Consider the following 22,799-nt stretch of genomic DNA (forward strand, 5'->3'; position numbering starts at 1 on the left):
TCCATAGCAGGCCATGGCGGCACACGAAAGTTTGTTGCGACGTCTCTGGACGCCGCCGGGGAGATGCTGTTCAAACCGGTTCCGTCATGACTGCCATTCCCGAGACCGCAACCTTGTCCGAAACGGCCATCCATGCGCGGCGCGTGGCGCTGATCGTCGCCATCGCCTTCTTCATGCAGTTGCTGGATTCGACGATCATCTCGACATCGCTGCCGCAGATGGGCGCCTCCTTCGGCGTGTCGCCGGTGGCGATGAGCATCGGCATCACCGTTTACATGCTGACCATGGCGGTGTTCGTGCCGCTGTCGGGCTGGCTCGCCGACCGGTTCGGGGCGCGCAACATCTTCCTGCTGGCGATCGTCCTGTTCACCCTGGCTTCGCTCGCCTGCGGCCTCTCGCAAACCCTGACCCAGTTCGTCGCCGCACGTGTCGTGCAAGGGCTCGGCAGCGCGCTGATGACGCCGGTTGGGCGCATTCTCGTCCTGCGCAATGCGCCGAAATCCGAACTGCTCAACGCCACGGCGCTGATCACCTGGCCAGCACTGTTTGCGCCGGTGGTCGGGCCGGTGCTCGGCGGCTTCATCACCACCTATCTGTCCTGGCACTGGAATTTCTTCATCAACATCCCGCTCGGCGTGATCGGGCTGGCGCTGGTCGCCCGTTTCATCCCAGGCGACCGCGAGGCCGACCCCAAGCCGCTCGACTGGCCCGGTTTTTTCCTGACATCGGCGGGACTTGCCTTGCTGCTCTACGGTCTCGAGCGTATCGCGCATCCCGAGGACGGCGTGCTGCCGACAGCGCTGCTGATCGTAGCCGGCATCGTCCTCGGCTGGCTGGCGGTGCGCCATCTCAGGCGCGCGCCGCATCCGCTGCTCGATCTCTCCTCGTTCAAGGTGCTGACCTTCGCCATCTCGACGCTTGCCGCCGGCACCATTTTCCGGGTGGCGATCAACGCCACGCCGTTCCTGCTGCCGCTGCTGTTCCAGGTTGGCTTCGGCCTTTCGCCTGTCGATGCCGGCTTGATGATCCTGGCCTATTTCCTTGGCAATCTCGGCATGAAGACGGTGACCACGCCGACGCTGCGCCGTTTCGGTTTCCGCTCGGTGATGGTCGTCAACGGCATCATCGCCTCGGCCTCGATCATGGCTTGCGGAGCGATCTCGCCGCAGACGCCGCAAGCGCTGGTGGTGGCGCTGATGCTGATTGCCGGCCTGTCGCGCTCGATGCAGTTCACCGCCCTTAACACGCTGGCCTTCGCCGACATCGATGCGTCGCAACGAAGCTCCGCGGCGACGCTGTCCTCGATGCTGCAGCAGGTGGCGATGCTGTTTGGCGTCGCGGTGGCGGCGGCGATCCTTAATCTGTCGCAGATCGTCAGGGATCGCCCCGCTCTCGATCTTGTGGATTTTCGAGTAGCCTTTCTGGTGATCGGCGCCATCGGGCTGGTGGCGGCGCTGCGTTTTCTCGTGCTCCCGCCAGGTGCGGGCGCGGAGGTTTCCGGGCACTCGCCGGGAAATTCAGATCGATTTTTCCGCCTGATGCGGAGATAAATTCCGTCCTGTCCCTTTGCCTTGGTGCAGCGCTTTCGCGTGCGGCCGCAATGGCGCAACCAATTGCCAAAAGCGCAGAGTTTTCCGCGCATTGCGCCAGCTTCGGCAATCGATGCGTCCACTCGATAAATATCGCAGCCGGCCTGGGTTCCGGGCGCGGATTCATTTGACGAACCGGCGTTGGGCCGATTAGCGTTCTTTCCCAGGGATGGCAGCGCTGCCATCGGGGCAAACGCAGACATGAACACCATCGGCTGGCCAAATTTCAGGAGCCTGAACCAGGAAGGCATTGTCTTTGCCATCGCCGTGGTGCTGTTCGTTGCAGCGGCTATAGGCCTGCCAGGCTTCATCGACCCCAACAATCTCGTCGCCATCGTCCGCTCCGTGTCGGTGCTGGGCATCCTTGCGCTCGGCATGGCCGTGGTCATCATCGGCCGCGGCATCGACCTCTCTGCCGTCGCGATCATGGCGATGTCGGTCGCCTGGTACCTGCAACTGCTGAATTCGGGGACGCCGGACGGGCTTGCCTTCGCCTATGTGCTGGCCGGTGTGCTGGCCATCGGCCTGCTCAATGGTTTTCTCGTCGCCTATGCCGACGTGCCGGCGATCTTCGTGACGCTGGCGACAGGCTCCTTCGTCTTCGGCTATGTACGCTCGCAACTGATCACGCAGGATGCCGTGCCGGTGCCGCAGGGCCATTGGGTCGAGTTGCTCGGTGGCCTGCGCTTCCTCGACATTCCCATCGAGGTGTTCGTCTTCGCCGGCCTGGCGTTCCTGTTCTTCCTGTTCCTTCGCTACACCAAATGGGGCCGCTATATCTATTTTGCCGGCGATAATCCGGTGGCCGCCCGCAACATCGGCATGCCGGTGCGGCCGATGCTGGTGCTGCGCTATGTGCTTTCCGCCTTCGTCGCTCTGGTCGCCGGCCTGCTGACGGCGGCGAGCCTGCATTCGATCAACACCCGCGTCGTCAATTCGACGCTGCTCTACGACATCGTGCTGGTGGCGGTGATCGGCGGCATCGGCCTGTCGGGCGGGCGCGGCGGGGTGCGCAACGTGCTGGTCGGTGCGGCACTGATCGGCATCCTGCTCAACGCCATGACCATCATCGACATTCCGCTGCTCTACCAGAACCTGATCAAGGCAGCGATCCTGCTCGGCGCCATCATCGTCGACGGCATCATCAATCCACGTGACGAGCAGACCGCCCAGCAGGGCGACATTTAGACCTGAACTGCGGCGGACGGTTGGGGCCGGCCGCTGATAACAACGACCAAAGCAAAAGGATCCGACATGAAACTGATCAAGACACTCATGGCCGCCGCCACGGCGCTCGCTGTCACCGCCTTCGTGGCGCCAACCTTCGCCGCCGACGATCCGGGGCCGGCTGCGTACGCGCAGGCGCTCAAGGGCAAGCGCGTCATGCTGGTGCCGCTGGCAATGGGCTTCGACCTGGCGCAGGGCTGGGCGCACTATCTGAAGACCGAAGTCGAGGCCTGGGGCGGCGTGTTCGAGACGCGCGACCCGAACTGGGTCGTCGATGCCGGCGCGCAGGCGATCACGGACGCCATCTCCTCGGACACCAGGCCGGATGTGCTGATCATCCACGCGCCGGACCTCAACTCCTATTCCAAGCTGATGAAGAAGGCACAGGCCGCCGGCACCTATGTCATCCTGGTCGACAATCCCGCCAACTTCCCGGCCGACGCCTTTATCGGCAGTGACTGGGACCGGCTTGGCCAGCTCGAGGCCGAAGCGGCGATCAAGGGCTGTGGCCCGAACTCGTCGAAGAAGATCGGCCTTGTGCAGGGTGACCAGGCGAACTCCTCCAGCCTCTATCAGTATGCCGGCATCATGAAGGTGCTGGACAAGAATCCCGACTTCAAGGTGGTGGCCAAGCCCGATTCCAACTGGGATGCGACGACCTCGCGCAACGTGACGACGACGATGCTGCAGCAGAACCCGGATATCTGCTCGATCATCGATTTCTGGGATGGCGACGCCACCGGCGCGTCCGCCGCGATCCGCGATGCCAAACTCGACGGCAAGGTGTTCCTGGTCACCACCGGCGGCGGCGAGAAGGCGGCCGATTGCGACAAGCTGGTCGACGGCACCTATGGCGCTGTGGTGATGACCGATCTTGCTCGCCAGTCGGGCGACATGAACGCCATCATCAAGTTCCTGCTGCAGAGCGGCCAGCCGGCCGGCACCTCGCACACCTACATCTACACGCTGGAGAAGGCGACGACCAAGGCCGACCTCAAGCCCGACAGCTGCTGGGACCTGAAGGCGCTGCAGGCACAAGCGGCGGCGGCAAAGTAAGCCGCACCTTTTCGACTGAAGTACAAGCGAGGTGACCGGAAGGATCCGGTCACCTCGTCCCCTCATGGAATAGCAGCAGCCGATGTCCTTTCGCGAACGCCTGCAGTCCTGGCGCTACAATCTCGTGCCCGACCATGTCGTCGGCGAGATACTGACCAAACGCTGGACCGACAACGCCATTCCGTTCCTGGCGCTGGTGGCGACATTGGCGACCTTCGGCTCGGTCATTCCCGGCTTCTTCAAGCTGACCGCTTTGCAGGAATCGACCCGCCAGCTCGGCGAGTTCTCGATGGTCGTCACCGGCATGACGGTGGTGATGCTGGGTGGCGGCATCGATCTGTCGGTCGGCTCGATCTTCGCGCTGTCGTGCTTTTCCGCCGTCTATGTCTTCTTCATCCTCGAACAGTCGATCTGGCTGGCGCTGGCCGCATCGCTCGCCACCGGCCTCATCTTCGGCGCCATCAACGGCTACCTTGTCGGCTATCTCAGGCTGCGCGCCTTTCTCACCACGCTGGTGACCTTCATCTTCGGCCGGGCGCTGTTCGACATCCTGGTCACCACCTATGCCGCCGATGTGCAGCTCTCGACCGCGACATCGGATGTGCTCGACTTCATCGGCGACAGCACCTTCTGGGGGCTGTCCGTCTCGGTGTGGCTGGCGATCATCCTGGCCATCGTCACCCATATCGCGCTGACGCGTTCGCGGCCGGGCTGGCACGTGCTGGCGGTCGGCGGCTCGAGGCGCTCGGCGCACAATGCCGGCATCCGCGTGCGCCGCACCGTGTTCATGACCTATGTCTTCTCCGGCTTCTGCGCCTCGATCGGCGGCTTCCTCATTGCTTGCCGGCTGAGCGGGGCAGGGCCGGGAACCGGCCTCAACCTCGAGATCATGGCGCTGACGGCGGCGGTGGTCGGCGGCGTCAGCCTCGGCGGCGGGCGCGGCTCGGTGATCAAGGGGCTGATGGGCGCAATCATCGTGCTGACCATGACCAACGGTCTGATCCGCTTGGGCTACGGCACCGGCACCAACCAGATGGTGCTCGGCATCATGTTGGCGGTGGCGGTGACCATCGACATCCGCTGGCTGAAGAACCGGCACAAGGTGCTGAATGAGGTCTATGTCGCGCCGGTCTATCTCAAGATGGGCGAGACACAGTCGGCCGCACCCCGCTCGGGCACGCCATACGAACTCGACAACAGGCTGTCGGCCGCAGAGCATATCGGGCTTGGCGAGCTGGAGGGGCCGGAAGACGTCATCCTCGACCGCGACGACAATCTCTATTGCGGCACGCGCCATGGCGAGATCGTCCGCTTCTTCGCGCCGGACTATGTCAGGTCGGAGGTGTTTGCCCACATCGGCGGTTTCCCGCTGGGGCTGGCCTTCGACAAATCAGGCAATCTGATCAGCTGCGTCGGCGCGATGGGGCTCTACTCCGTCTCGCCGGATCGTGAGGTCAAAAGACTGTCGGCCGAAACGTCGCGCTCGTGGACCTCGATCGTCGACGATGCACGGCTGCGTGACCCCAATGACTGTGACATCGCACCCGATGGGCGCATCTATTTCACCGACTCGACCAAGCGCTACGATGCGCATGACTGGGCGCTGGACTCGATCGAGAACCGCGCCACCGGCCGGCTGCTGGTCTACGACCCGAAGGACGGTTCGACGAAGACGCTGCTCGACGGTTACCGCTACACCAACGGTGTGTGCATGGCGCATGACGGCAAGTCGCTGTTCTTCGCCGAAAGCTGGGCCTGCCGCGTGCACCGCTACTGGCTGGAGGGGCCGAAGGCCGGCACCGCCGAATGCGTCATCCGCGACATGCCGGGCTATCCCGACAACATCAACCGCGCCTCCGATGGCAATTACTGGATGGCGTGGCTCGGCATGCGCACGCCGAGCTTCGACCTGTCGCTGCGCCATCCCGACATGCGCAAGCGCATGACGCGCCGGCTGCCGCAGGACGAATGGCTGTTCCCTAACATCAACACCGGCGGCGTGGTGAAATTCACAGAGAAGGGCGGCATCGTCGAGGCGATGGGCGACCTCACCGGCGGCGCGCACCCGATGGTCACCTCGATGCGCGAGCACAAGGGGTATCTGTTCGTCGGCGGCATCCTCAACAACCGCATCGGCCGCTACAAGATTTCAGGCGCCGACCCGAACTGGACCAGCCCCGCTTCCTATTGGGGAGCAAAGCCATGATCCTCGACCCGGTGCTCGACCTGTTCCGCGGCAAGGCGGTGACCATCCCGCCGCTCGACGGCGCTTTTCGCCCCAATACGCGGCTGGATGATGCGCCGGCTTTTGCCGAGCTGACGGAACCGGATAATCTGCTGGTTACCGGTGACAGGCTGGTGGTCTCCAGCGGCAACGCCATCCATTCGATTGCTGCTGGAGCGCAACCTGTCGTGGTCGAGACCTTTCCGTCTGCCGTCACCGCGCTGGCGCTGTCGCCATTGGGCGAACTGACGGTCGGGCTGGAAAGCGGCAAGTTGCTGATTGGCGGCAGCGACGTTTCACTGCCGGCCGGGATCAGCTGCATCACCGCACTAGCCTATGCGGATGACGGCACGCTGTGGCTGGCGAACGGCTCGGCCGAGCATGCGCCATCGCAATGGGCCGCCGACCTGATGAAGAAGGGCGCGTCCGGTTCGCTCTGGAAGCGAGACGCGGCAGGCGGTGATTTTCGCAAGCTCGCCGGCGACATTGCCTTTCCCTACGGGCTGCATCCTGTCGGCAAGGATGTGCTTGTCAGCGAAAGCTGGCGCCATCAGTTGGTGCGTTTCGGCGGCGCGACGGGCAGCCGTTCGACGGTTCTGACGCATCTGCCAGGCTATCCCGCGAGGCTGTCGCCGTCCGCCGATGGTGGGGCCTGGCTGACCTTGTTTGCGCCGCGCAACCGGCTGATCGAATTCGTGCTGCAGGAAACGCATTACCGGCAGGACATGCTGAGCCAAGTGCCGCCGGCCTACTGGATCGCGCCGGCACTGGCGTCCAGCCGCAGCTTCCTCGAGCCGCTGCAATGCGGCGGCATCCGCACCATGGGCATCCACAAGCCGTGGTCGCCGAGCCGCTCCTATGGGCTGGTGGTCAGGCTCGACCAGAAGATGCAGCCGCTGTTCAGCCTGCACAGCCGCGCCAACGGCACGCGTCATGGCATCTGCAGCGTTGCGGAAAAGGACGGCCGGCTGTTTGTCGCCTCCAGAGGCGGTGACTGCGTGCTGGCGATCGACCTCGCTTCGGGAGGTTTCTGATGGAACCGATCGTTCGGCTGGAAAACGTCACCAAGAATTATCGCGGCGTGCCCGCGGTGAAGAACGTCAGCTTCGAACTGCGCAAGGGCGAGATCCATGCGCTGCTCGGCGAGAACGGCGCGGGAAAATCGACGCTGACCAAGATCATCGCCGGTGTGGTCGATGCCACCTCGGGCAAGATGTTCCACAAGGGCCAGGAAATCGCCTACGCCTCGCCGCACGCAGCGCTTGAAGCCGGCATCGCGATGGTGTTCCAGGAGACCAGCCTGGTGCCGTCGATGACTGTGGCGCAGAACCTTTATCTCGGCACCGAAAAGTTCCTCAACCGGCTGCGCGGCACCTACATTTCAGCGCAGCAGTTCCTGCAGTCGCTGAACTTCCCGGTCGATCCGAACGCCATGGTGGCAACGCTGGGTGCGGCCAAGCGGCAGATGGTCGAGATCGCGCGCGCCGTCCACCACAATGCCGAGATCATCATCTTCGACGAGCCGACGGCGACGCTGACGCCGGAGGAGAAGCGACACTTCTTCGCGCTGATCCGCCGGCTGAAGGCGGGCGGCGTCTCGATCGTCTTCATCAGCCATGCGCTGGAAGAGGCGCTCGATATCGCCGACCGCATCACCATCCTGCGCGACGGCGAGCTGGTCATTACCGACGACACATCCGCCTTCGACCGCGACAGGATCGTTTCCGCCATGGTCGGGCGCACGCTATCGGGACAGATCTACCGCCAGCGCGACGAAGCGAAGCTGCGCAAGGCGGGCAAGAAAGTGCTGTCGGTGCAGGACATTTCGATGAGCAATGTCGTGCGCAACACCTCTTTCTCGATCTTCGAGGGCCAGATCACCGGCGTGTTCGGGCTGATCGGCTCCGGCCGCACCGAGACATTCAAGATCGTCTCAGGCATCTACAAGCGGGATTTCCTGCGCGGCGGCGCGATTGAACTCGATGACAGACCGGTGCGCTATCTCGTGCCGAGCGAAGCGGTGGCCGACGGCATCGTCTATGTCACCGAGGACCGCAAGAGCGAAGGCATCTTCGAGACGATGGGCATTGCCGAAAACCTGTTCGGCGGACTGCTGGCGGCGGGCCGCGAAAAGGCCTGGGTGATCAACACGCAGGAGATGCGCGCGCTCTCGGCCGAATGGACGAAGACGCTGAACATCAAGGCAATCAACGACAATGCGCGCGTCGTCGAGCTGTCAGGCGGCAACCAGCAGAAGGTGGTGATCGGCAAGGGGCTGGTGCAGAAGCCGCGCATCGTCATCTTCGACGAGCCGACACGTGGCGTCGATGTCGGCGCGATCGCCGAGATCCACCAGATCATCAACCGGCTGGCCGATGAGGGGCTGGCCGTCGTCGTCATCTCGTCCTACCTGCCGGAGATCATGAACCTGTCCGACCGCATCCTGGTCTGCCGCCAGGGCCGCATCGTCGAGGAGTTTTCGCCGGCGGAGGCCACGGAGGAGAAGATCATGTACGCGGCCGTGCATTAGATTCAGGTGAGGCCGGCCTGCAAATGGCGGTTTCCTGCGCTTCCGGTGCTCACGTACGAAAAGTACGCTCCGCTCCGGTTCTCGGAACCCACCATTTTCGACTCGGCCTGACCTGAATCTAGACGCCGGCGCTGGAAAAAGTGAATCGGACGAGTGGATTGGCCGCAATTGCTCAAGACCTGATTCAATTCACGTAACGATCCAACGAAGGAAAAAACCCCATGGCCACCACAAAACTCCTCAGCGATGCCGAGGTCGAAAGGATTCCCGCCGTGAAAGCCGTGTTCGAAGACATCCGCGCGACGCGCAAATCTGATTTCGTCAACAATTTCTGGCGCGGGCTGGCCAATGATCCTCCGGCGCTGAAGCGGATCTGGGAACAGTTGAAGGTGGTGATGGTCGCCGACAGCGCCATCGATCCGCTGACCAAGGAGATGATCTACATCGCGGTGTCGACCGCCAATGGCTGCTCCTACTGCGTCCACTCGCACACGGCGGCAGCCCGCGCCAAGGGCATGACCGATGCGCAGCATGGCGAACTGGTGTCGATCATCGGGCTCGCCGGCCAGACCAACCATCTGGTGACGGCGATGCAGATTCCAGTCGATCCGCAGTTCGAGGTGAAGTGAGGCGTCACACCGGCCGGTAAACCTTCTCCGCCGTGTTCCAGAAGATATCCGCCTCGGCCACCGCACCATGCTTGGCCACCGCGTCGCGGTGCGCCTTGATCAGCTCAGCGTGGCTGGTCCACAGCTTCTCGATCGGGAAGTTCGAGCCGAACATCAGATGGTCGGCACCCAGGATATCGATCGCGTTGTCTACGACATAGGCGATCAGCAGGGGATCGTTGCGGTGGACGAAGGTGCCGAGGCCCGACAGCTTGGCGTAAAGATTGGGCGCCGCCGACAGCGTTCGCAGGCCTGCCTTCCAGGCCTCGGTGGTTTCCGGTTCCATGCCGGTCAGCATGCCTGCATGGGTGAGGATGAAATTCGTTTCGGAGTTCTCGCCGACCAGCGTCAGGCCGTCCTTCATCTGGGCGGGGAAGAGCTGCAGGTCGAAGGACAGGCCATAATCCTTGAGCCGCGCCACATTGGCGCGCACTTTCGGGTCGATCACCTGATCGGCGGAGGCGGCGAAGCGGAAGGCCGGGGTCTCGTGCCAGTGCAACTGCATGCGCACGCCGCGCAGCAGCCTGTATTTCATCAAGCGATCGATCTGAGGCCTGATATCGTCGACGGTCATGTCGGTGTAGCCGACGATGGCATGCGGCCAGCCGGTTTCGTCGGACGTCTTCTGCAGGAAAGCGACTTCCTTCTCGAAATCCTCCTTGGCCCAGTTGGTCTGGACGTAGACGGCCTTCTCGACGCCTGAATCCCTCTGGTCTTCGAGAAATTCCTCGATCGGATAGTCGCGCCGGATCGGTTCGTAGGGGCCGAAGATGCGCGGCACCATCGGTCCGACCAGCCATGGCTGGTCCTGTTGGCGCCAGATGTGAAAATGTACGTCGATGGTTTTCTGCATCATGAAACCCTCTTCCAGATTGTCGCCGCCGCCGGAGCAGGGCGGGCGAGCGACAGGATGAAATCGGTGAGACCGGCAAGCGACGAGCCGTCGACGAGATCGTCGAGGTCAGGCAGGATGGCGCGAAGTGCCGCCGTTGCCGGCCGGAAGCGCGGGTCGCCGGCCAAAGGTGTGGCCAGCGACAGCCGGAAGGCGCGGGCGCTCAGCCGCCGCATGGCCGTCTCCAACTCGGCATGATCGCCGCGTTCCAGCGCGTCGGACAGGATGACGATAGCGGCACCGCGTGCAAAGGCTGAAAAGCGGGGCACCGAGAGGAAGGCGAGCAGCGTCGGCCCCATGCGGGTGCCACCGTCCCAATCGTCGACCTGGACAGCGGCGCGGGCCAATGCCTGGTCGCCGTCGCGGATGCGCAATGCCGTGGTGATGCGGGTCAGCCGCGTGCCGAAGGTGAAAATCTCGGCACGGTCCGCGCCTTGCACGGCGGCATGCGCCAGCTTGAGATAGTCTGCGGTGTGCAGCTTCATCGAGCCGGAAACGTCGATCAGCAGCAGCAGCTTGCGCGGCACGGTCTGGCGGCGGCGCAGCAGCGGCGAGGGCACGTCGCCATCGGCGCTGACGATTTCCCGCAGCGACCGGCGCAGATCGAGCTTGCCGCGCGAATGCGTGCGCACGGTGCGGAACGAGCGGCGGACGGGCAAGGCTGAAGCGAGCCTGCGGCGGAAAGCGGCAAGGTTGTCGTCGTCGCGCTTGAAATCGCGGGTACTCAGTTGTTCGGCTCCGGAAGAGAGTTCGCCACCTTCCTGATGGCTGATGACCTCGATCTCTTCCTGGCTCGCACCGCCATCATCCTTGATGCGGGTTTCCTCGTCGGCGTCGCCTTCGACTATGGCAGATGTGTTGCCATAGAAATGGCTCTGGAAATGCGCTTCGAATTCGTCGCGGCGGTCGGGCGGCGGCGCCAGGGTGGCGAGGGCCGCCTCGCGGATGTCGGCCATCGAGCGTGGACCGAGCAACGTCACCGCCTGCATGAAACAGGAGACTTGCTCGGGGGCTATGGCAAAGCCGTAGCGGCGCAAGAGCCTGGCAAAACCCAGGAATGGCGAGGCGGCGCGGGGGAAGCTTGTTTCCCGCATCATTCTGTGTCGCCCCCCCTCTGTCCTGCCGGACATCTCCCCCTCAAGGGGGGAGATTGGCAGCTTCGGCGCTTCGCTCTGTTCGGCGACGTCAGCGATTAGCGAAAGCGGGGATGACATCCGATCTCCCCCCTTGAGGGGGAGATGTCCGGCAGGACAGAGGGGGGCGCTGTCCCGCCAGCCTTGCGAAATGACCTCCCGCGTCACGCCAGCGCCTCCTCGACGATCCGGCCAAGCTCCGGTGCGATGTAGGAAAGGTCTTCCTCGTCCTTGATCAGCACGCCGATGGCGCGGCGGAAGGCTTCCGGCCACGGGCTGCCGCCCTTCTCCAGGATGGTGGCGGCATTGGCCCATTCGACGGCCTCGGCAATACCCGGCGGCTTGGCCAGCGGCCGGGCGCGGATGGTCTGCACGGCTGCCGCCACTGCGCGCGCCGTTGCTTGCGCCACATCGCCGGCGCGCAGCATGATGATGGCGGCCTCGCGCTCGGCGTCGGGATAGCCGATCCAGTGGTAGACACAGCGGCGGCGCAGCGCCTCGGCAAGCTCGCGGGTGCGGTTCGAGGTCAGGATGACGATCGGCTGTGCCGTGGCGCGGATGGTGCCGCGTTCGGGAATGCTGATCTGGAAATCGGAGAGGAATTCCAGAAGCAGCGCCTCGAATTCATGATCCGAGCGGTCGATCTCATCGACCAGCAGCACCCGCTGCTCCGGCGCCTTCAGCACCTGCAGCAGCGGCCTGGCGATCAGGAAACGGTCTTCGTAGATGTCGATCTCATGCTCGCCGGCGTGGCGAATGGCGAGCAGCTGGCGTTGATAATTCCATTCGTAGAGCGCATGCGCGGCGTCGATGCCTTCATAGCATTGCAGCCGCACCAGATCGCGGCCGAGCAGCGCGGCGATCGCCTTGGCCGCTTCCGTCTTGCCGACGCCTGGTGCGCCTTCGAGCAGCAGCGGCTTCCCCAGCCGGATCGCCAGGAAGATCGCGGTCGCAAGACTGTCGTCGGCCAGATAGCGCGAGGCGGCAAGATGCTGCGCCACCGCCTCCGGCGAGGTCGCTGATGTCTCGGCGCTTGTCCCGGTCATTTCGGCCCTCAGTTCGCCGCTTGCGCCTTCAGCGCGCGCAGGATGCGCTCCGGCGTGATCGGCAGCGTGTCGATGCGCACGCCGACGGCGTCGAAGACGGCATTGGCGACCGCCGGGATCTGCGGGTTGGCGCACATTTCGCCCGGCCCCTTGGCGCCGTATGGTCCGTCCGCCGATGGCCGCTCCAGCACGATGATCTCGGTCTCGGCGAGGTCGCCGGGGCCGGGCATCAGATACTGGTTGAAGTCCGTGCCGCCATGGTCGCGGTTGGGATAATAGGGCTCGGTCGTCTCGTAGAGCGCATGGCTGATGCCCATCCACGAACCGCCGACCAGTTGCTGTTCGACCATTTTCGGGTTCAGCGCGCGGCCGATCTCGAAGACGTTCTTCACAGTCAGCACGGTGACCTCGCCGGTCTCGTCGTCGACCTCGACCTCGGCCACGGTGCAGGCATGCGCGTAGCAGGTCGACGGCTTCATCGCGCCAGTCTCTTTCTCCGGATAGGAGCGCGGAATCAGGAACATGCCGCGACCCGAGATCGAGCGGCCGCGCTTGAAATGCGCCGACAGCGCGACATCGAAGATCGAGATCGATTTTTGCGGCGCGCCTTTGACCAGTATGTTGCCCTGGCCGTCGGTCTCGAGGTCGGAGGCGTTCACCTCCAGTTCCTCGGCGGCCACTTCCAGCATCACCTGCCGCGCTTCCCTTGCCGCCTGGATGACGGCGTTGCCGGCGCGGTGCGTACCGCGCGAGGCGAAGGTGCCCATGCAGTGCGGGCCGGTGTCGGTGTCGGCGGTGTCGACGACGACGCGGTCTGTCGGCACGCCGATGGTCTCGGCGCAGATCTGCGCCATGATTTGCTTCATGCCCTGGCCGAGATCGACGGAGGACAATGTCACCATGAAATTGCCTGTTGGCGTCGAGTGCACCAGTGCCTGCGTCGGGTCACCGCCGAGGTTCATACCGGTGGGATAGTTGATCGCGGCAACGCCGCGCCCACGCCTGATCGCCATCTCAAGCTCCCTTCGTGTAGGAGGACATCGCCAGGTACTTTTCCGCCACCGGCCAGTTGGCGGCGCGCGAGGCTTCCTGCATGCATTCGATCAGCGCGGCGCCCTCTGTCGGCTGGCGGTGCGCTTTCATATCACCGTCGCGATAGGCGTTGATGAAGCGGAATTCGAGCGGGTCCATGCCGATCAGGCGCGCCAGCTTGTCCATCTGCACCTCCAGCGCGAAATCGCCGATGGTGACGCCGAAGCCGCGCATGGCCGACGACGGCGTGCGGTTGGTGTAGACGCAATAGGTGTCGATCCAGACGTTCGGAATAGTGTAGGGGCCGGGATAATGCCCCGCGCCCTTCTGCGCGCCGTAGGGCGAGTGGCGCGAATAGGCGCCGGCATCGGTGTATCCGGTGACCTTGCGCGCGACGATGCGGCCATCTTTCATGACGCCGTCCTTGATGACGACCTTTTCAGCGGCGCGCGGCGACGAGATCTGCATCTCCTCCTCGCGGCTGTAGATAAAACAGACTGGTCGTCCTGTTAGTTTTGCGCCGAGGATGGCGATCGGCTCGACGATGACGTCGACCTTGCCGCCAAAACCGCCGCCGACTGTGCCGCCGACGAAATGCAATTTGCTGCCCGGCATCTGCAGGATGATCGAGGTGTTGTCGAGCGTGAAGAACATCGCCTGCGTGTTGGTGTAGCAGGTGAAGCGGTCATTGCCCTCGGGCGCCACCACGCAGCCGGTGGTCTCGGTCGGCGCGTGCTCGATCGGCGAAGACTGGTAGCTCTGCTCCAGTATGTGGTCGGCGCCGGCGAAGCCCGCCTCGACATCGCCGAAGCGCACCTTACGGCACTCGCCGCTATCATAGAGGTAATAATTCTGGCCGTGATATTCGTTGACCAGCGGCGCGTCGGGTTTCAGCGCCTCTTCCATGTCGAAGACGGCCGGCAGCACCTCATAGTCGACCTTGACCTTGGCTACGGCCTCCTGCGCGGCCCGCTCGGTTTCGGCCAGCACCGCCACCACGGCCTCGCCCTTCCAGCGCACCTTGCCGTCGGCAAGCACCGTCTCGTCCTCCGGCCCGATCTGGATCAGGATCAGGATGGTGTAGACATTGTGCGGTACGTCCTTGGCGGTCAGAATTTTCACCACGCCCGGATGTTTCTCCGCCTCGGAGGTGTCGATCGAGCGGATGCGGGCATGGTGATGCGGGCTGCGCACCATCTTCAGGTGCAGCATGCCGGGAAAGTTGCGGTCGGCGAAAAAGGCGGTCTTGCCGGTGACATGGCCGGGTGAATCCGAGCGCGGCCGCGGCTGGCCGATCTCGTGCAGATCATCCTTGCGGACATCGGCGAAGTAGCTCTTGCGCAGTTCCATTTTTTGTAACCTCAAGCCGCGTTCTGAGAGTTGGACCGCGCGGCGGTGAGCACCGCCTGGATGATCGGCTCGTAGCCGGTGCAGCGGCAGATGTTGCCCGACAGCGCCTCGACCACCTCGTCGCGGCTGGGATTGGGCGTGTGGTCGAGCAGCGCCTTGGCCGCCATGATCATGCCCGGCGTGCAGAAGCCGCATTGCGTGGCGAACGTGTCGAGGAAGGCCCGCTGCAACGGGTGCAGCACGCCGCCTTCCGCAAGACCGGATGTCGTGGTGATGGTTGCACCATTGCAGGTCTCGGCCAGCGTCAGGCAGGAGAGCCGGAGTTCGCCGTCTATGATGACAGAACAGGCGCCGCAGGTGCCTTGATGGCAGCCGCCTTTCGGCGAGGTGTCGCCGATCTTGTCGCGCAGCGCCTGAAGCAGCGTCGTGCCGCTGTCGATGAATTCGGCCTTTTCCGAGCCGTTGAGCGTGAATTGAACCGGAACCTTTGCCATGTTTTCCTCCCAGCGCGCCTGCCCGAACCAGCGGACAGACGCGCGCCCCCGAACGAAATATTATGCGAGCAGCAACCGCCCGAGATGAACCGGCAGGACTTCGGCGCGATACCAGGCGCTGGCGATCGGGTCGGTGATGGGCGAGGTGCCATCACCGGCCGCGGCCAAGGCCGGCGCGATGCCGTCAGCGGTCAGCGTTCGGCCGATCAGCGCTTTTTCCGCCGCCCTGGCGCGCATGGGCCGATCCGCCATGCAGCCGAGCGCGATCCGCGCCGAGGTCACGGTGCCATCCGACGACAATTCCAGAGCACCGGCTATGCTGAGCACGGAGACGCCCTTGGGCTTGACCCTCGACACTTTCAGGAAGCGGAAACTGTCGGCCTTCGGAAGCGTGAAGCTCACGGAAGTGACGACGGCGCGGCTGCCGTCCCGATTGGCCAGGAAGGTCTCGATCGGTGTTTCGCCGCCATCGGTACTGACCGTCGCATCGAGCGCCAGCAGGGCAACGGCGAAATCGCCATAGGGGGCCGGGGCAAAAAGATTGCCGCCGACGGTCGCCATGTTGCGGATGGCCGGGCCTCCGACGGCACGGGCGGCCTTGGCGAGCGTGCCGAGCTCCGGATGGCCGGCGATCGCCGCCATGGTCACCGAAGCGCCGATGCGGACTTTATCGCCGGCAACGGCGATGGTGGACAGGGACGGCTCGGTCGACCTGATAAGGCCGGATACCGAAACATCGCCTTCATTGGCCGCGCGGACGACCAGCGTGCCGCCACCGAGATAGCGGGTGCCGGCCGCCTTCAGTGCCGCGTTCGCGTCTTTCACCGTTGCAAAAGTCTGCAGTGCCAGCGCCATGGTCTGGCTCCTGTCAGCTCTGGCCGGCGAAATGGCTTTTCAGGGCGTTGAAGCCGCCCTGAAAGACATTGGCGCCCATGCCCTCGGCCAGCTTGTCTGCCTCCTCGGGCGCGGCGTCGAAGCTGGCGGTCCATTCGGCGTAGGTGCGGTCGCCATCGGTCACGCGCCGCAGCTGCAGGGTCGCCTTGTGGTTGGTCAGCGGCTGCGGCGTCTCGAGGATGGAGTAGCTGACCAGGAAATTCTGATCGGAGAAGTCGAGCAGCTTTTCGCGCAGGCGGGCGCCGCTGGCGAGCTGGAAATTGCGCACGCAGCCGATTGTGGTGGCATCCTTGCCGTCTTCAATGTGGCTCTCCACCATGCGCGGATGCCAGTCCGGCAGCCCGTTGAAGTCGCGTATGCGCGCCCAGACCTTTTCGACCGGCGCGTCGATGACGCTGGAGATGGTGACTTTGGCCATTCAAAATGTTCCCTTGCAAAAGCGATCCGGTGCAAGGGTAGGGCGGCCATTTCAGCGACGCTTATCAATGCGTCTTGAGCGCCTATCAAGGAGTCTGAAAAAGGGCGGGGAGTCTGAAAAAGGGCGGGGAGTCTGAAAAAAGGGCGGCTGGCTCAGGCGATCGCCCGCGCGGCCTCGCGGTAGAGCGTCGGCGGCACGCCGACATGGTCGCGGAAAAAGCGCGAGAAATTGCCCTGCGTGGTGAAGCCGAGATTGCAGGCGACGGAGATCAGCGGTTCCTGCGACCATTGCAGCTGCCGCACCGCTTCCTCCATGCGCAGCGTGTTCCAGTAGACATTGGGCGTCAGATTGGTCTGTTCCTTGAACAAAGCGAAGAAATGCGGTCGCGACAGCCCGACGCTGCGCGCCACATCGTCGAAGCAGATGCGCTCGCAGACATTGGCCTTCATCAGCTGGATTGCCTTGCGGACACGAAAATCCTGCATGGTGTTGATGCGGACACGGCCCTCCTGCGGCGCCGAGGCGTCGGCGGCGTCGAGCACGCTATCGATGAAACGCTCGATCTCGTAGTTGGCGATGTCGTCGACGCTCTCATTGTCGCTGAGGTGGTCGAGCAGATTGGCGGCGGCCTGATGCAGCCACGGTTCCAGCGTGATCGCGGCTTGTGAAAACAGCGGCGCCGACGAAGGCAGGTCGCGGCGGCGCCGCGCCCAGTCGGGATCGATGTAGAAGGCGAGAAACAGACCGGGCGTCCCGTTTTGCGACAGAACATGGCTGTGCGGCTGGAAGGAGTTGATGCCGGCGGCCGTTCCAGGCCCAAGCCGGACGGTCTCGCGGCCGATGGTCATTTCGCCGGCCGTACCTTCCAGCCAGATGATGAGATGGGCCTCGACATGGGCATGGGTGACGAAGTCGCTTGCGACATTCAGGATAGAAACATGTCCGAACCGGCCCCAGTAGAGCCTGATCGCTTCCGTCATGGGTTATCCTCCCGCAGGCGACTGGCCTCCCTTCGCCTGCAGTGGGGATTGTGCGGCCGAGTTCGGGGCCGCGTCAAGACGCGCGCGGGCGGCGAGGGCGAATGACGGCCAGTGAGGCCGGATTTTCAGACTGAGCGATACGCACTGGAACGAATGGCGGTCGGGAGAATTGCCAACCTCAAACCGAAGCCGTCATGCCGCCATCGACATACAGCGTATGGCCGTTGACGAAGGACGAGGCGTCGGAGGCAAGGAACACCGCGGCGCCGATCAACTCGTCGACATTGCCCCAGCGCCCGGCCGGCGTGCGCTTTTCCAGCCAGGCGGAAAATTCGGGATTGTCGACCAGCGCCTGGTTCATCTCGGTGCGGAAATAGCCGGGCGCGATCGCATTGATCTGCAGGCCGTGTTTGGCCCAATCGGCGCACATGCCCCTTGTCAGGTTGCGGATCGCGCCCTTGGTGGCGGTGTAGGGCGCGATGTTCGGCCTTGCCAGTTCGCTCTGCACCGAACCGACGTTGATGATCTTGCCCTTGCGGCGCGGGATCATGTGGCGGGCGACCGCCTTGGCTGCATGGAAGGCGCCCGACACATTGGTCTTGAACAGGCGCTCCCATTGCTCTTCGGGAAAGTCCTCGAGCGGGGCGCGGAATTGTATGCCGGCATTGTTGATGAGGACGTCGATGGCGCCGATCTCGGCCTCGATGCGGGCAATGTCCTCGTTGACCGCCTGAAAATCGGTGACGTCGAATACCGAGGCGTGCGCCTTGAAGCCGGCGTTGCGCAGCTTTTCGACGGCGCTGTCGATCCTGGCGGCGTCGCGGCCGTTCAGCACCACGCTTGCCCCATGTTCGGCCAGGCCCCGAGCCAGCGCGAAGCCGATGCCCTGGCCGGAGCCGGTCACCAGCGCCAGCCGGCCCTCGAGGCTGAACAGGGAGTTGGCCATCAAACCGTCTTTTGTTTGACCATGATCTCCGGACAAACGGTTCCGTTTGTCCGAGAAAACCGGTTTCCACTTTTCGGGATCATGGTTCTAGTCGCTGCGGCGGAAATTGCGGATGCGGTCGAACAGCACCGCCAGCAGGATGGCGCCGCCGATGAAGACGCCTTGCCAGAAGGCATTGATGCCGAGCAGGCCGAGACTGTTGCGGATCACCTCGATCAGGGCCGCGCCGACGATGGCGCCGAAGGCGGTGCCGACGCCGCCGGCCAGATTGGCGCCGCCGATGACGGTGGCGGCGATTACCTGCAGCTCCATGCCGGTGCCGAGATTGGTGGTGACGGCACCCAGCCAGCCGGTCTGGATGATGCCCGCAATGCCCGCCGACAGCGCCGAGATCATGTAGACGGCAACCTTGATCTGGCGCACCGGAACGCCGGTCAGCGTTGCCGCGTGCTCATTGCCGCCGATGGCGAAGATATGGCGGCCGAACTTGGTCCAGCGCAGGACGAAGCCGGTGATCAGCGCCAGAAGGATCATGTAAAGCACCGGGTTGGCGATGCCGAACACCCAGGCGCCGCCGCCCAATGACAGAAGCTTGGCATGGTCCGGCCCGAACTGGAAGACCACCGTGTTGTTGGAGGCGACCATGGCGAGGCTTCGGGCGATCGACAGCATGCCGAGCGTCACCACGAAGGGTGGAAAGCCGAGATAGGCGATCAGCACGCCGTTGAAGGCGCCAATGGCGAGCGCGGTGGCAATCGAGGCCAGGATGCCGACCTCGATCGAGTAGCCGGCATGCATGGTGACGGCCAGCACCATCGACGACAGGCACAGCACCGAGCCGACCGACAGGTCGATGCCGCCGGTGATGATGACGAAGGTCATGCCGAGCGCGATGATGGCGACGAAGGTGATGTTGCGGGTGATGTTGTAGAGGTTCTTCGAGGTGGCGAAAGCGTCGGTGGCAAACGACAGGAACACGCAGGCAAGGATGACCGCGATCACCACCCAGAAAGTCTGGCTGGCAAACAGTCTCGCGGCCAAGGATTGCTGCTTATGCTCGATCGGCTGGTCAATTGTCAGTGCCATCGTCGACCTTCATCTGCTGTGCGTGGTGGAATTCGCTTGAAATCAAACCTGTTCGATAGCGCCGGTGATCAGCCCGGTGACTTCCTCGGGCGAGCTCGACGCAATCGTCTTGTCGGCGACCTTGCGCCCGCGCCGCATGACGATGACGCGGTCGGCGACGGTGAACACGTCAGGCATGCGGTGGCTGATCAGAACGACGGCGATGCCCTGATCGCGCAAATGGCGGATAAGGTTCAGCACTTCGGCGACCTGGCGCACCGAGATCGCCGCCGTCGGTTCGTCCATCAGCACGATCTTGGCCTGCGACAGCATGGTGCGGGCAATCGCCACCGCCTGGCGCTGGCCGCCCGACATCTGCTTGACGAGGTCGCGCGGACGGGTCTCGGACTTCAATTCGGCGAAGAGCTGGCCGGCACGCTTGTACATCGAGGCATAGTCGAGGATCCGGAACGGCCCGACGCCGCGCCGCAACTCACGGCCGAGATAGACATTGGCGGCGGCAGTCAGATTGTTGCAGAGCGCAAGGTCCTGGTGGACGATCTCGATGCCGTGCTGGCGGGCTTCCGCCGGCTTGTGCAGGATCAATTCCTTGCCGTCCATGTGCATGGTGCCATGGCTCGGGCGGAAATTGCCGGCGATCATCTTGACCAGCGTCGACTTGCCGGCGCCGTTGTCGCCCATCAGGCCGACCACCTGTCCGGGCTCGATCGACAGCGAAACGTCGTTGACGGCCTGGATAGCGCCGAAATGCCTTGAGATGTTGGTGAGTTCGAGAACCGCCACCAGCCTTTGCCTCCCCGTGCTTTGCGACCTGCAGCTGTTACCGGCGTGGATGCCGACGCTGCTTTGGCCTCGCTCTCCCCGGCTCCTCCCGAAGACGGCGTTAGCGTTCTTTTACGCAAAAGCCGGCGCACGTCAATCAATTGTCGGACGAATTGGGCCAGGACTATTTTAAAAATCCGTTTTGTAGGACAAATAGCATTGACGTTGGCGCCAAGCCGATATTAGCTAAGCGTCGGAGGAGATTATGCCGATCCCCGCTGGCGGTTCGCCGGCCGGAATTGGCGGAGGTTTGACGGTCCAGGATCCGGCGGCACCTGTGTGTGAGCTGATCTGAAGCCGAATCTGGAAATGCTTATCGATCTGTCCTGGCGACACGAGCGCTCGCGAAACGACCCTCGGTCATCACGCATCCGGTCGATCTGTATGGCGGGCACGCCGTGTCCGTTTGTTTCAAGGGAGGACTGACATGAGGAAAACACTTTTGCTCGCCGCCGTCGCCGCCATGGCGTTGGGTGCCGGGCCGGCTTTGGCCAAAAAACAGCTCGTCATTGTCGTGAAAGGTCTCGACAATCCGTTCTTCGAGGCCATCCACCAGGGCTGCGAGAAATGGAACAAGGAAAACGCCAGCTCGGAATATGAATGCTTCTACACCGGTCCGGCGTCGACTTCGGACGAGGCCGGCGAGGCGCAGATCGTCCAGGACATGCTGAGCAAGGCCGACACGGTGGCGATGGCGATCTCGCCGTCCAACGCGCCGCTGATCGCGCAGACGATCAAGAGTGCCAATCCGTCGATCCCGATCATGACGGTCGATGCCGATCTCAGCAAGGAAGACGCAGGCCTTCGCAAGACCTATCTCGGTACCGACAATTACCTGATGGGCAAGAAGATCGGCGAGTACATCAAGAAGGGCAAGCCGAATGGTGGCACGATCTGCACCATCGAAGGCAACCCGGCAGCCGACAACATCCTGCGCCGTGCGCAAGGCATGCGTGACGCACTGTCGGGCAAGGAGGGCCTCGCCGCACTTGCCGGTGAAGGTGGCTGGACCGAAGTCGCCGGCTGCCCGGTGTTCACCAATGACGATGGCGCCAAGGGCGTGCAGGCGATGACCGACATCCTCGCCGCCAACCCCAAGCTGGACGCCTTCGGGATCATGGGCGGTTGGCCGCTGTTCGGCGCGCCGCAGCCCTATCGCGATCTGTTCGGACCGCTCAAGGACCGGATCGCCAGCAACGACTTCGTCATCGGCGCTGCCGACACGATCGGCGACGAGATTGCGATCGCTCGTGACGGCCTTGTAACGGCTCTGGTCGGCCAGCGGCCGTTCGAAATGGGCTACAAGGCACCGTCGGTGATGATCGACCTGATCGAAGGCAAGGCGGTCGCCGATCCGGTGTTCACCGGCCTCGACGAGTGCACCAAGGATACGGTCGACACCTGCATCCAGAAGTAGGTTCTCGATTTCGGGGCGCCCGGCTGCGGGCGCCCCGTCATTCCTGGACGGAAGCGATAATTCCCGAACGGACGCAATGGTTGGGGCTACCGGCTCCGGCTTTGCTGCGCCCGTGATCTGGATTTTTCGGCAACGAGATCGGCGCCCGTGCGGTTCGGACCAGTCCGGACGACAGACGGTCGACGCATTGGAACGTGGATGCCGGACGAGAAGTCAAGCAAGCGAACCGACCGGGCCAAGGCACAAGCCAGCCACGGCCCGGCTGTCATGCGCAAGGCCGGTGCTGCGCATTTTGCGGGAGCGAGCGTCCATGTCTCGCTGGCCGGCGAGATCGGCCTGCGGATCGTGCGTGGCGACTATCCGCCCGGCACCATCCTGCCCAACGAGTCCAGATGGGCCGAGATCTTCAATGTCAGCCGTTCGGCGGTGCGCGAAGCCATCAAGATGCTGATGGCGAAAAGCCTGTTGGCCTCACGCCCCAAGATCGGCAGCTGGGTCGAGCCGAAGGAGCGCTGGAACCTGCTCGACCGCGACGTGCTGGCCTGGTACGCGACGGCGCCCGACCGCGAGGCGTTCCTGCGAACCGTGCAGGAGTTTCGTCATATCATCGAGCCGGAAGCATCGGCCTTTGCAGCCATACGGCGCAGTGACGAGCAAATGGCGGAAATCAGCCAGGCCTGCCGCGAGATGGGCGAAGCCTTGAGCCTGCAGGAGCGTATCCGCGCCGATACGCGCTTTCATCTGGCCATCCTGCGCGCCTCCGGCAACGACCTTCTGGTGCCGCTCGGCGTGCTGATCGAGTCGGCGCTCGACCATCTCTTCGCATTCACGACACAGCAGGTCGCCGATCAGCGCCAGGCGCAGAAGCTGCATGAGGCAATCGAAAAGAACATCCGCCTGCAGCGCCCGGCCGCGGCGCGCAACGCCGTGCACAAGCTGCTTGCGGATACCGATGAAGGGATCGGGCGCTGGAGGCGGTGATCGGCGCCTGCGTT

Annotated in this window: 21 protein-coding genes; 9 read left to right on the forward strand and 12 right to left on the reverse strand. The window is 63.7% G+C overall.

The window, feature by feature from the left end:
• Positions 1–86 precede the first annotated feature (86 nt).
• From RPF88_RS03280 to RPF88_RS03310, 7 genes are all read left to right on the forward strand, one after another.
• Positions 87–1,550, forward strand: a complete 1,464-nt coding sequence (locus RPF88_RS03280; protein ID WP_063168532.1) for a DHA2 family efflux MFS transporter permease subunit — start codon at positions 87–89, stop codon at positions 1,548–1,550.
• A 240-nt stretch (positions 1,551–1,790) separates the two neighbouring features.
• Positions 1,791–2,777, forward strand: coding sequence for an ABC transporter permease (locus tag RPF88_RS03285; RefSeq protein WP_013530837.1), 987 nt, complete (start codon positions 1,791–1,793; stop codon positions 2,775–2,777).
• A 66-nt stretch (positions 2,778–2,843) separates the two neighbouring features.
• Positions 2,844–3,872, forward strand: a complete 1,029-nt coding sequence (locus RPF88_RS03290) for a sugar ABC transporter substrate-binding protein (RefSeq protein ID WP_013530838.1) — start codon at positions 2,844–2,846, stop codon at positions 3,870–3,872.
• A gap of 82 nt (positions 3,873–3,954) precedes the next feature.
• Positions 3,955–6,078, forward strand: a complete 2,124-nt coding sequence (locus tag RPF88_RS03295; protein WP_337121686.1) for an ABC transporter permease — start codon at positions 3,955–3,957, stop codon at positions 6,076–6,078.
• Positions 6,075–7,130, forward strand: coding sequence for a hypothetical protein (locus RPF88_RS03300; protein WP_337121687.1), 1,056 nt, complete (start codon positions 6,075–6,077; stop codon positions 7,128–7,130). Before RPF88_RS03295 ends, RPF88_RS03300 begins: the two co-directional genes overlap by 4 nt.
• Entirely contained in the window at positions 7,130–8,626 is a 1,497-nt protein-coding gene (locus tag RPF88_RS03305) for a sugar ABC transporter ATP-binding protein (protein ID WP_013530841.1), read from the forward strand. The genes RPF88_RS03300 and RPF88_RS03305 overlap by 1 nt, the downstream gene beginning before the upstream one ends.
• A 221-nt stretch (positions 8,627–8,847) precedes the next feature.
• Positions 8,848–9,255, forward strand: a complete 408-nt coding sequence (locus tag RPF88_RS03310; RefSeq protein WP_337121688.1) for a carboxymuconolactone decarboxylase family protein — start codon at positions 8,848–8,850, stop codon at positions 9,253–9,255.
• Positions 9,256–9,259: 4 nt separating this feature from the next.
• On the opposite strand, the gene RPF88_RS03315 is transcribed toward RPF88_RS03310, so the two are convergent.
• The 12 genes from RPF88_RS03315 to RPF88_RS03370 form a co-directional block, all read right to left on the reverse strand.
• Positions 9,260–10,147 carry an amidohydrolase family protein gene (locus tag RPF88_RS03315; RefSeq protein ID WP_337123847.1) on the reverse strand — a complete coding sequence of 296 codons (888 nt, stop codon included), beginning with the start codon at positions 10,145–10,147 and terminating at the stop codon, positions 9,260–9,262.
• A complete protein-coding gene (locus RPF88_RS03320) occupies positions 10,147–11,283 on the reverse strand; it encodes a vWA domain-containing protein (RefSeq protein WP_337121689.1) in 1,137 nt (378 codons plus the stop codon). Before RPF88_RS03320 ends, RPF88_RS03315 begins: the two co-directional genes overlap by 1 nt.
• A gap of 200 nt (positions 11,284–11,483) precedes the next feature.
• Entirely contained in the window at positions 11,484–12,365 is an 882-nt protein-coding gene (locus RPF88_RS03325; protein ID WP_337121690.1) for an AAA family ATPase, read from the reverse strand.
• An 8-nt stretch (positions 12,366–12,373) separates the two neighbouring features.
• Positions 12,374–13,378, reverse strand: coding sequence for a xanthine dehydrogenase family protein molybdopterin-binding subunit (locus tag RPF88_RS03330; RefSeq protein ID WP_023756899.1), 1,005 nt, complete (start codon positions 13,376–13,378; stop codon positions 12,374–12,376).
• Position 13,379: 1 nt separating this feature from the next.
• Positions 13,380–14,747 (reverse strand): xanthine dehydrogenase family protein molybdopterin-binding subunit, encoded by a 1,368-nt coding sequence (locus tag RPF88_RS03335; RefSeq protein ID WP_337121691.1) that lies wholly within the window; start codon positions 14,745–14,747, stop codon positions 13,380–13,382.
• Between the two features lie 11 nt (positions 14,748–14,758).
• Positions 14,759–15,241 (reverse strand): (2Fe-2S)-binding protein, encoded by a 483-nt coding sequence (locus RPF88_RS03340; protein WP_127370349.1) that lies wholly within the window; start codon positions 15,239–15,241, stop codon positions 14,759–14,761.
• Between the two features lie 60 nt (positions 15,242–15,301).
• Complete coding sequence (locus tag RPF88_RS03345) at positions 15,302–16,096, reverse strand: FAD binding domain-containing protein (RefSeq protein ID WP_275952685.1); 795 nt, start codon at positions 16,094–16,096, stop codon at positions 15,302–15,304.
• A gap of 13 nt (positions 16,097–16,109) precedes the next feature.
• Positions 16,110–16,553, reverse strand: coding sequence for an SRPBCC family protein (locus RPF88_RS03350; protein WP_013530850.1), 444 nt, complete (start codon positions 16,551–16,553; stop codon positions 16,110–16,112).
• Between the two features lie 152 nt (positions 16,554–16,705).
• A complete protein-coding gene (locus tag RPF88_RS03355; RefSeq protein WP_063172535.1) occupies positions 16,706–17,533 on the reverse strand; it encodes an AraC family transcriptional regulator in 828 nt (275 codons plus the stop codon).
• 178 nt (positions 17,534–17,711) lie between these two features.
• Positions 17,712–18,479: an SDR family oxidoreductase gene (locus RPF88_RS03360; RefSeq protein ID WP_013530852.1), complete on the reverse strand. Its 768-nt coding sequence runs from the start codon at positions 18,477–18,479 to the stop codon at positions 17,712–17,714.
• A gap of 87 nt (positions 18,480–18,566) precedes the next feature.
• Positions 18,567–19,565, reverse strand: coding sequence for an ABC transporter permease (locus RPF88_RS03365; protein WP_337121692.1), 999 nt, complete (start codon positions 19,563–19,565; stop codon positions 18,567–18,569).
• A gap of 42 nt (positions 19,566–19,607) precedes the next feature.
• Complete coding sequence (locus RPF88_RS03370; protein WP_013530854.1) at positions 19,608–20,348, reverse strand: ATP-binding cassette domain-containing protein; 741 nt, start codon at positions 20,346–20,348, stop codon at positions 19,608–19,610.
• Between the two features lie 466 nt (positions 20,349–20,814).
• Here RPF88_RS03370 and RPF88_RS03375 point away from each other — a divergent pair, with 466 nt between their 5' ends.
• Together RPF88_RS03375 and RPF88_RS03380 are read left to right on the forward strand one after the other, a co-directional pair.
• Positions 20,815–21,804 carry a sugar-binding protein gene (locus RPF88_RS03375; RefSeq protein WP_013530855.1) on the forward strand — a complete coding sequence of 330 codons (990 nt, stop codon included), beginning with the start codon at positions 20,815–20,817 and terminating at the stop codon, positions 21,802–21,804.
• 198 nt (positions 21,805–22,002) lie between these two features.
• Complete coding sequence (locus tag RPF88_RS03380; RefSeq protein WP_013530856.1) at positions 22,003–22,785, forward strand: FadR/GntR family transcriptional regulator; 783 nt, start codon at positions 22,003–22,005, stop codon at positions 22,783–22,785.
• Positions 22,786–22,799 lie beyond the last annotated feature (14 nt).

Source organism: Mesorhizobium sp. ISC11 (assembly GCF_037162595.1).
Taxonomy (GTDB): Bacteria; Pseudomonadota; Alphaproteobacteria; order Rhizobiales; family Rhizobiaceae; genus Mesorhizobium; species Mesorhizobium ciceri.

Excerpts from the sequence above, each read along its gene's own strand:
- RPF88_RS03285 (WP_013530837.1), top strand. The coding sequence starts at position 1,791 with ATGAACACCATCGGCTGGCCAAATTTCAGGAGCCTGAACCAGGAAGGC.
- RPF88_RS03325 (WP_337121690.1), bottom strand. The coding sequence starts at position 12,365 with ATGACCGGGACAAGCGCCGAGACATCAGCGACCTCGCCGGAGGCGGTG.
- RPF88_RS03280 (WP_063168532.1), top strand. The coding sequence starts at position 87 with ATGACTGCCATTCCCGAGACCGCAACCTTGTCCGAAACGGCCATCCAT.
- RPF88_RS03380 (WP_013530856.1), top strand. The coding sequence starts at position 22,003 with ATGCCGGACGAGAAGTCAAGCAAGCGAACCGACCGGGCCAAGGCACAA.
- RPF88_RS03300 (WP_337121687.1), top strand. The coding sequence starts at position 6,075 with ATGATCCTCGACCCGGTGCTCGACCTGTTCCGCGGCAAGGCGGTGACC.
- RPF88_RS03365 (WP_337121692.1), bottom strand. The coding sequence starts at position 19,565 with ATGGCACTGACAATTGACCAGCCGATCGAGCATAAGCAGCAATCCTTG.
- RPF88_RS03315 (WP_337123847.1), bottom strand. The coding sequence starts at position 10,147 with ATGCAGAAAACCATCGACGTACATTTTCACATCTGGCGCCAACAGGAC.
- RPF88_RS03350 (WP_013530850.1), bottom strand. The coding sequence starts at position 16,553 with ATGGCCAAAGTCACCATCTCCAGCGTCATCGACGCGCCGGTCGAAAAG.
- RPF88_RS03345 (WP_275952685.1), bottom strand. The coding sequence starts at position 16,096 with ATGGCGCTGGCACTGCAGACTTTTGCAACGGTGAAAGACGCGAACGCG.
- RPF88_RS03310 (WP_337121688.1), top strand. The coding sequence starts at position 8,848 with ATGGCCACCACAAAACTCCTCAGCGATGCCGAGGTCGAAAGGATTCCC.
- RPF88_RS03335 (WP_337121691.1), bottom strand. The coding sequence starts at position 14,747 with ATGGAACTGCGCAAGAGCTACTTCGCCGATGTCCGCAAGGATGATCTG.
- RPF88_RS03290 (WP_013530838.1), top strand. The coding sequence starts at position 2,844 with ATGAAACTGATCAAGACACTCATGGCCGCCGCCACGGCGCTCGCTGTC.
- RPF88_RS03330 (WP_023756899.1), bottom strand. The coding sequence starts at position 13,378 with ATGGCGATCAGGCGTGGGCGCGGCGTTGCCGCGATCAACTATCCCACC.
- RPF88_RS03340 (WP_127370349.1), bottom strand. The coding sequence starts at position 15,241 with ATGGCAAAGGTTCCGGTTCAATTCACGCTCAACGGCTCGGAAAAGGCC.
- RPF88_RS03295 (WP_337121686.1), top strand. The coding sequence starts at position 3,955 with ATGTCCTTTCGCGAACGCCTGCAGTCCTGGCGCTACAATCTCGTGCCC.
- RPF88_RS03305 (WP_013530841.1), top strand. The coding sequence starts at position 7,130 with ATGGAACCGATCGTTCGGCTGGAAAACGTCACCAAGAATTATCGCGGC.
- RPF88_RS03375 (WP_013530855.1), top strand. The coding sequence starts at position 20,815 with ATGAGGAAAACACTTTTGCTCGCCGCCGTCGCCGCCATGGCGTTGGGT.
- RPF88_RS03355 (WP_063172535.1), bottom strand. The coding sequence starts at position 17,533 with ATGACGGAAGCGATCAGGCTCTACTGGGGCCGGTTCGGACATGTTTCT.
- RPF88_RS03320 (WP_337121689.1), bottom strand. The coding sequence starts at position 11,283 with ATGATGCGGGAAACAAGCTTCCCCCGCGCCGCCTCGCCATTCCTGGGT.
- RPF88_RS03360 (WP_013530852.1), bottom strand. The coding sequence starts at position 18,479 with ATGGCCAACTCCCTGTTCAGCCTCGAGGGCCGGCTGGCGCTGGTGACC.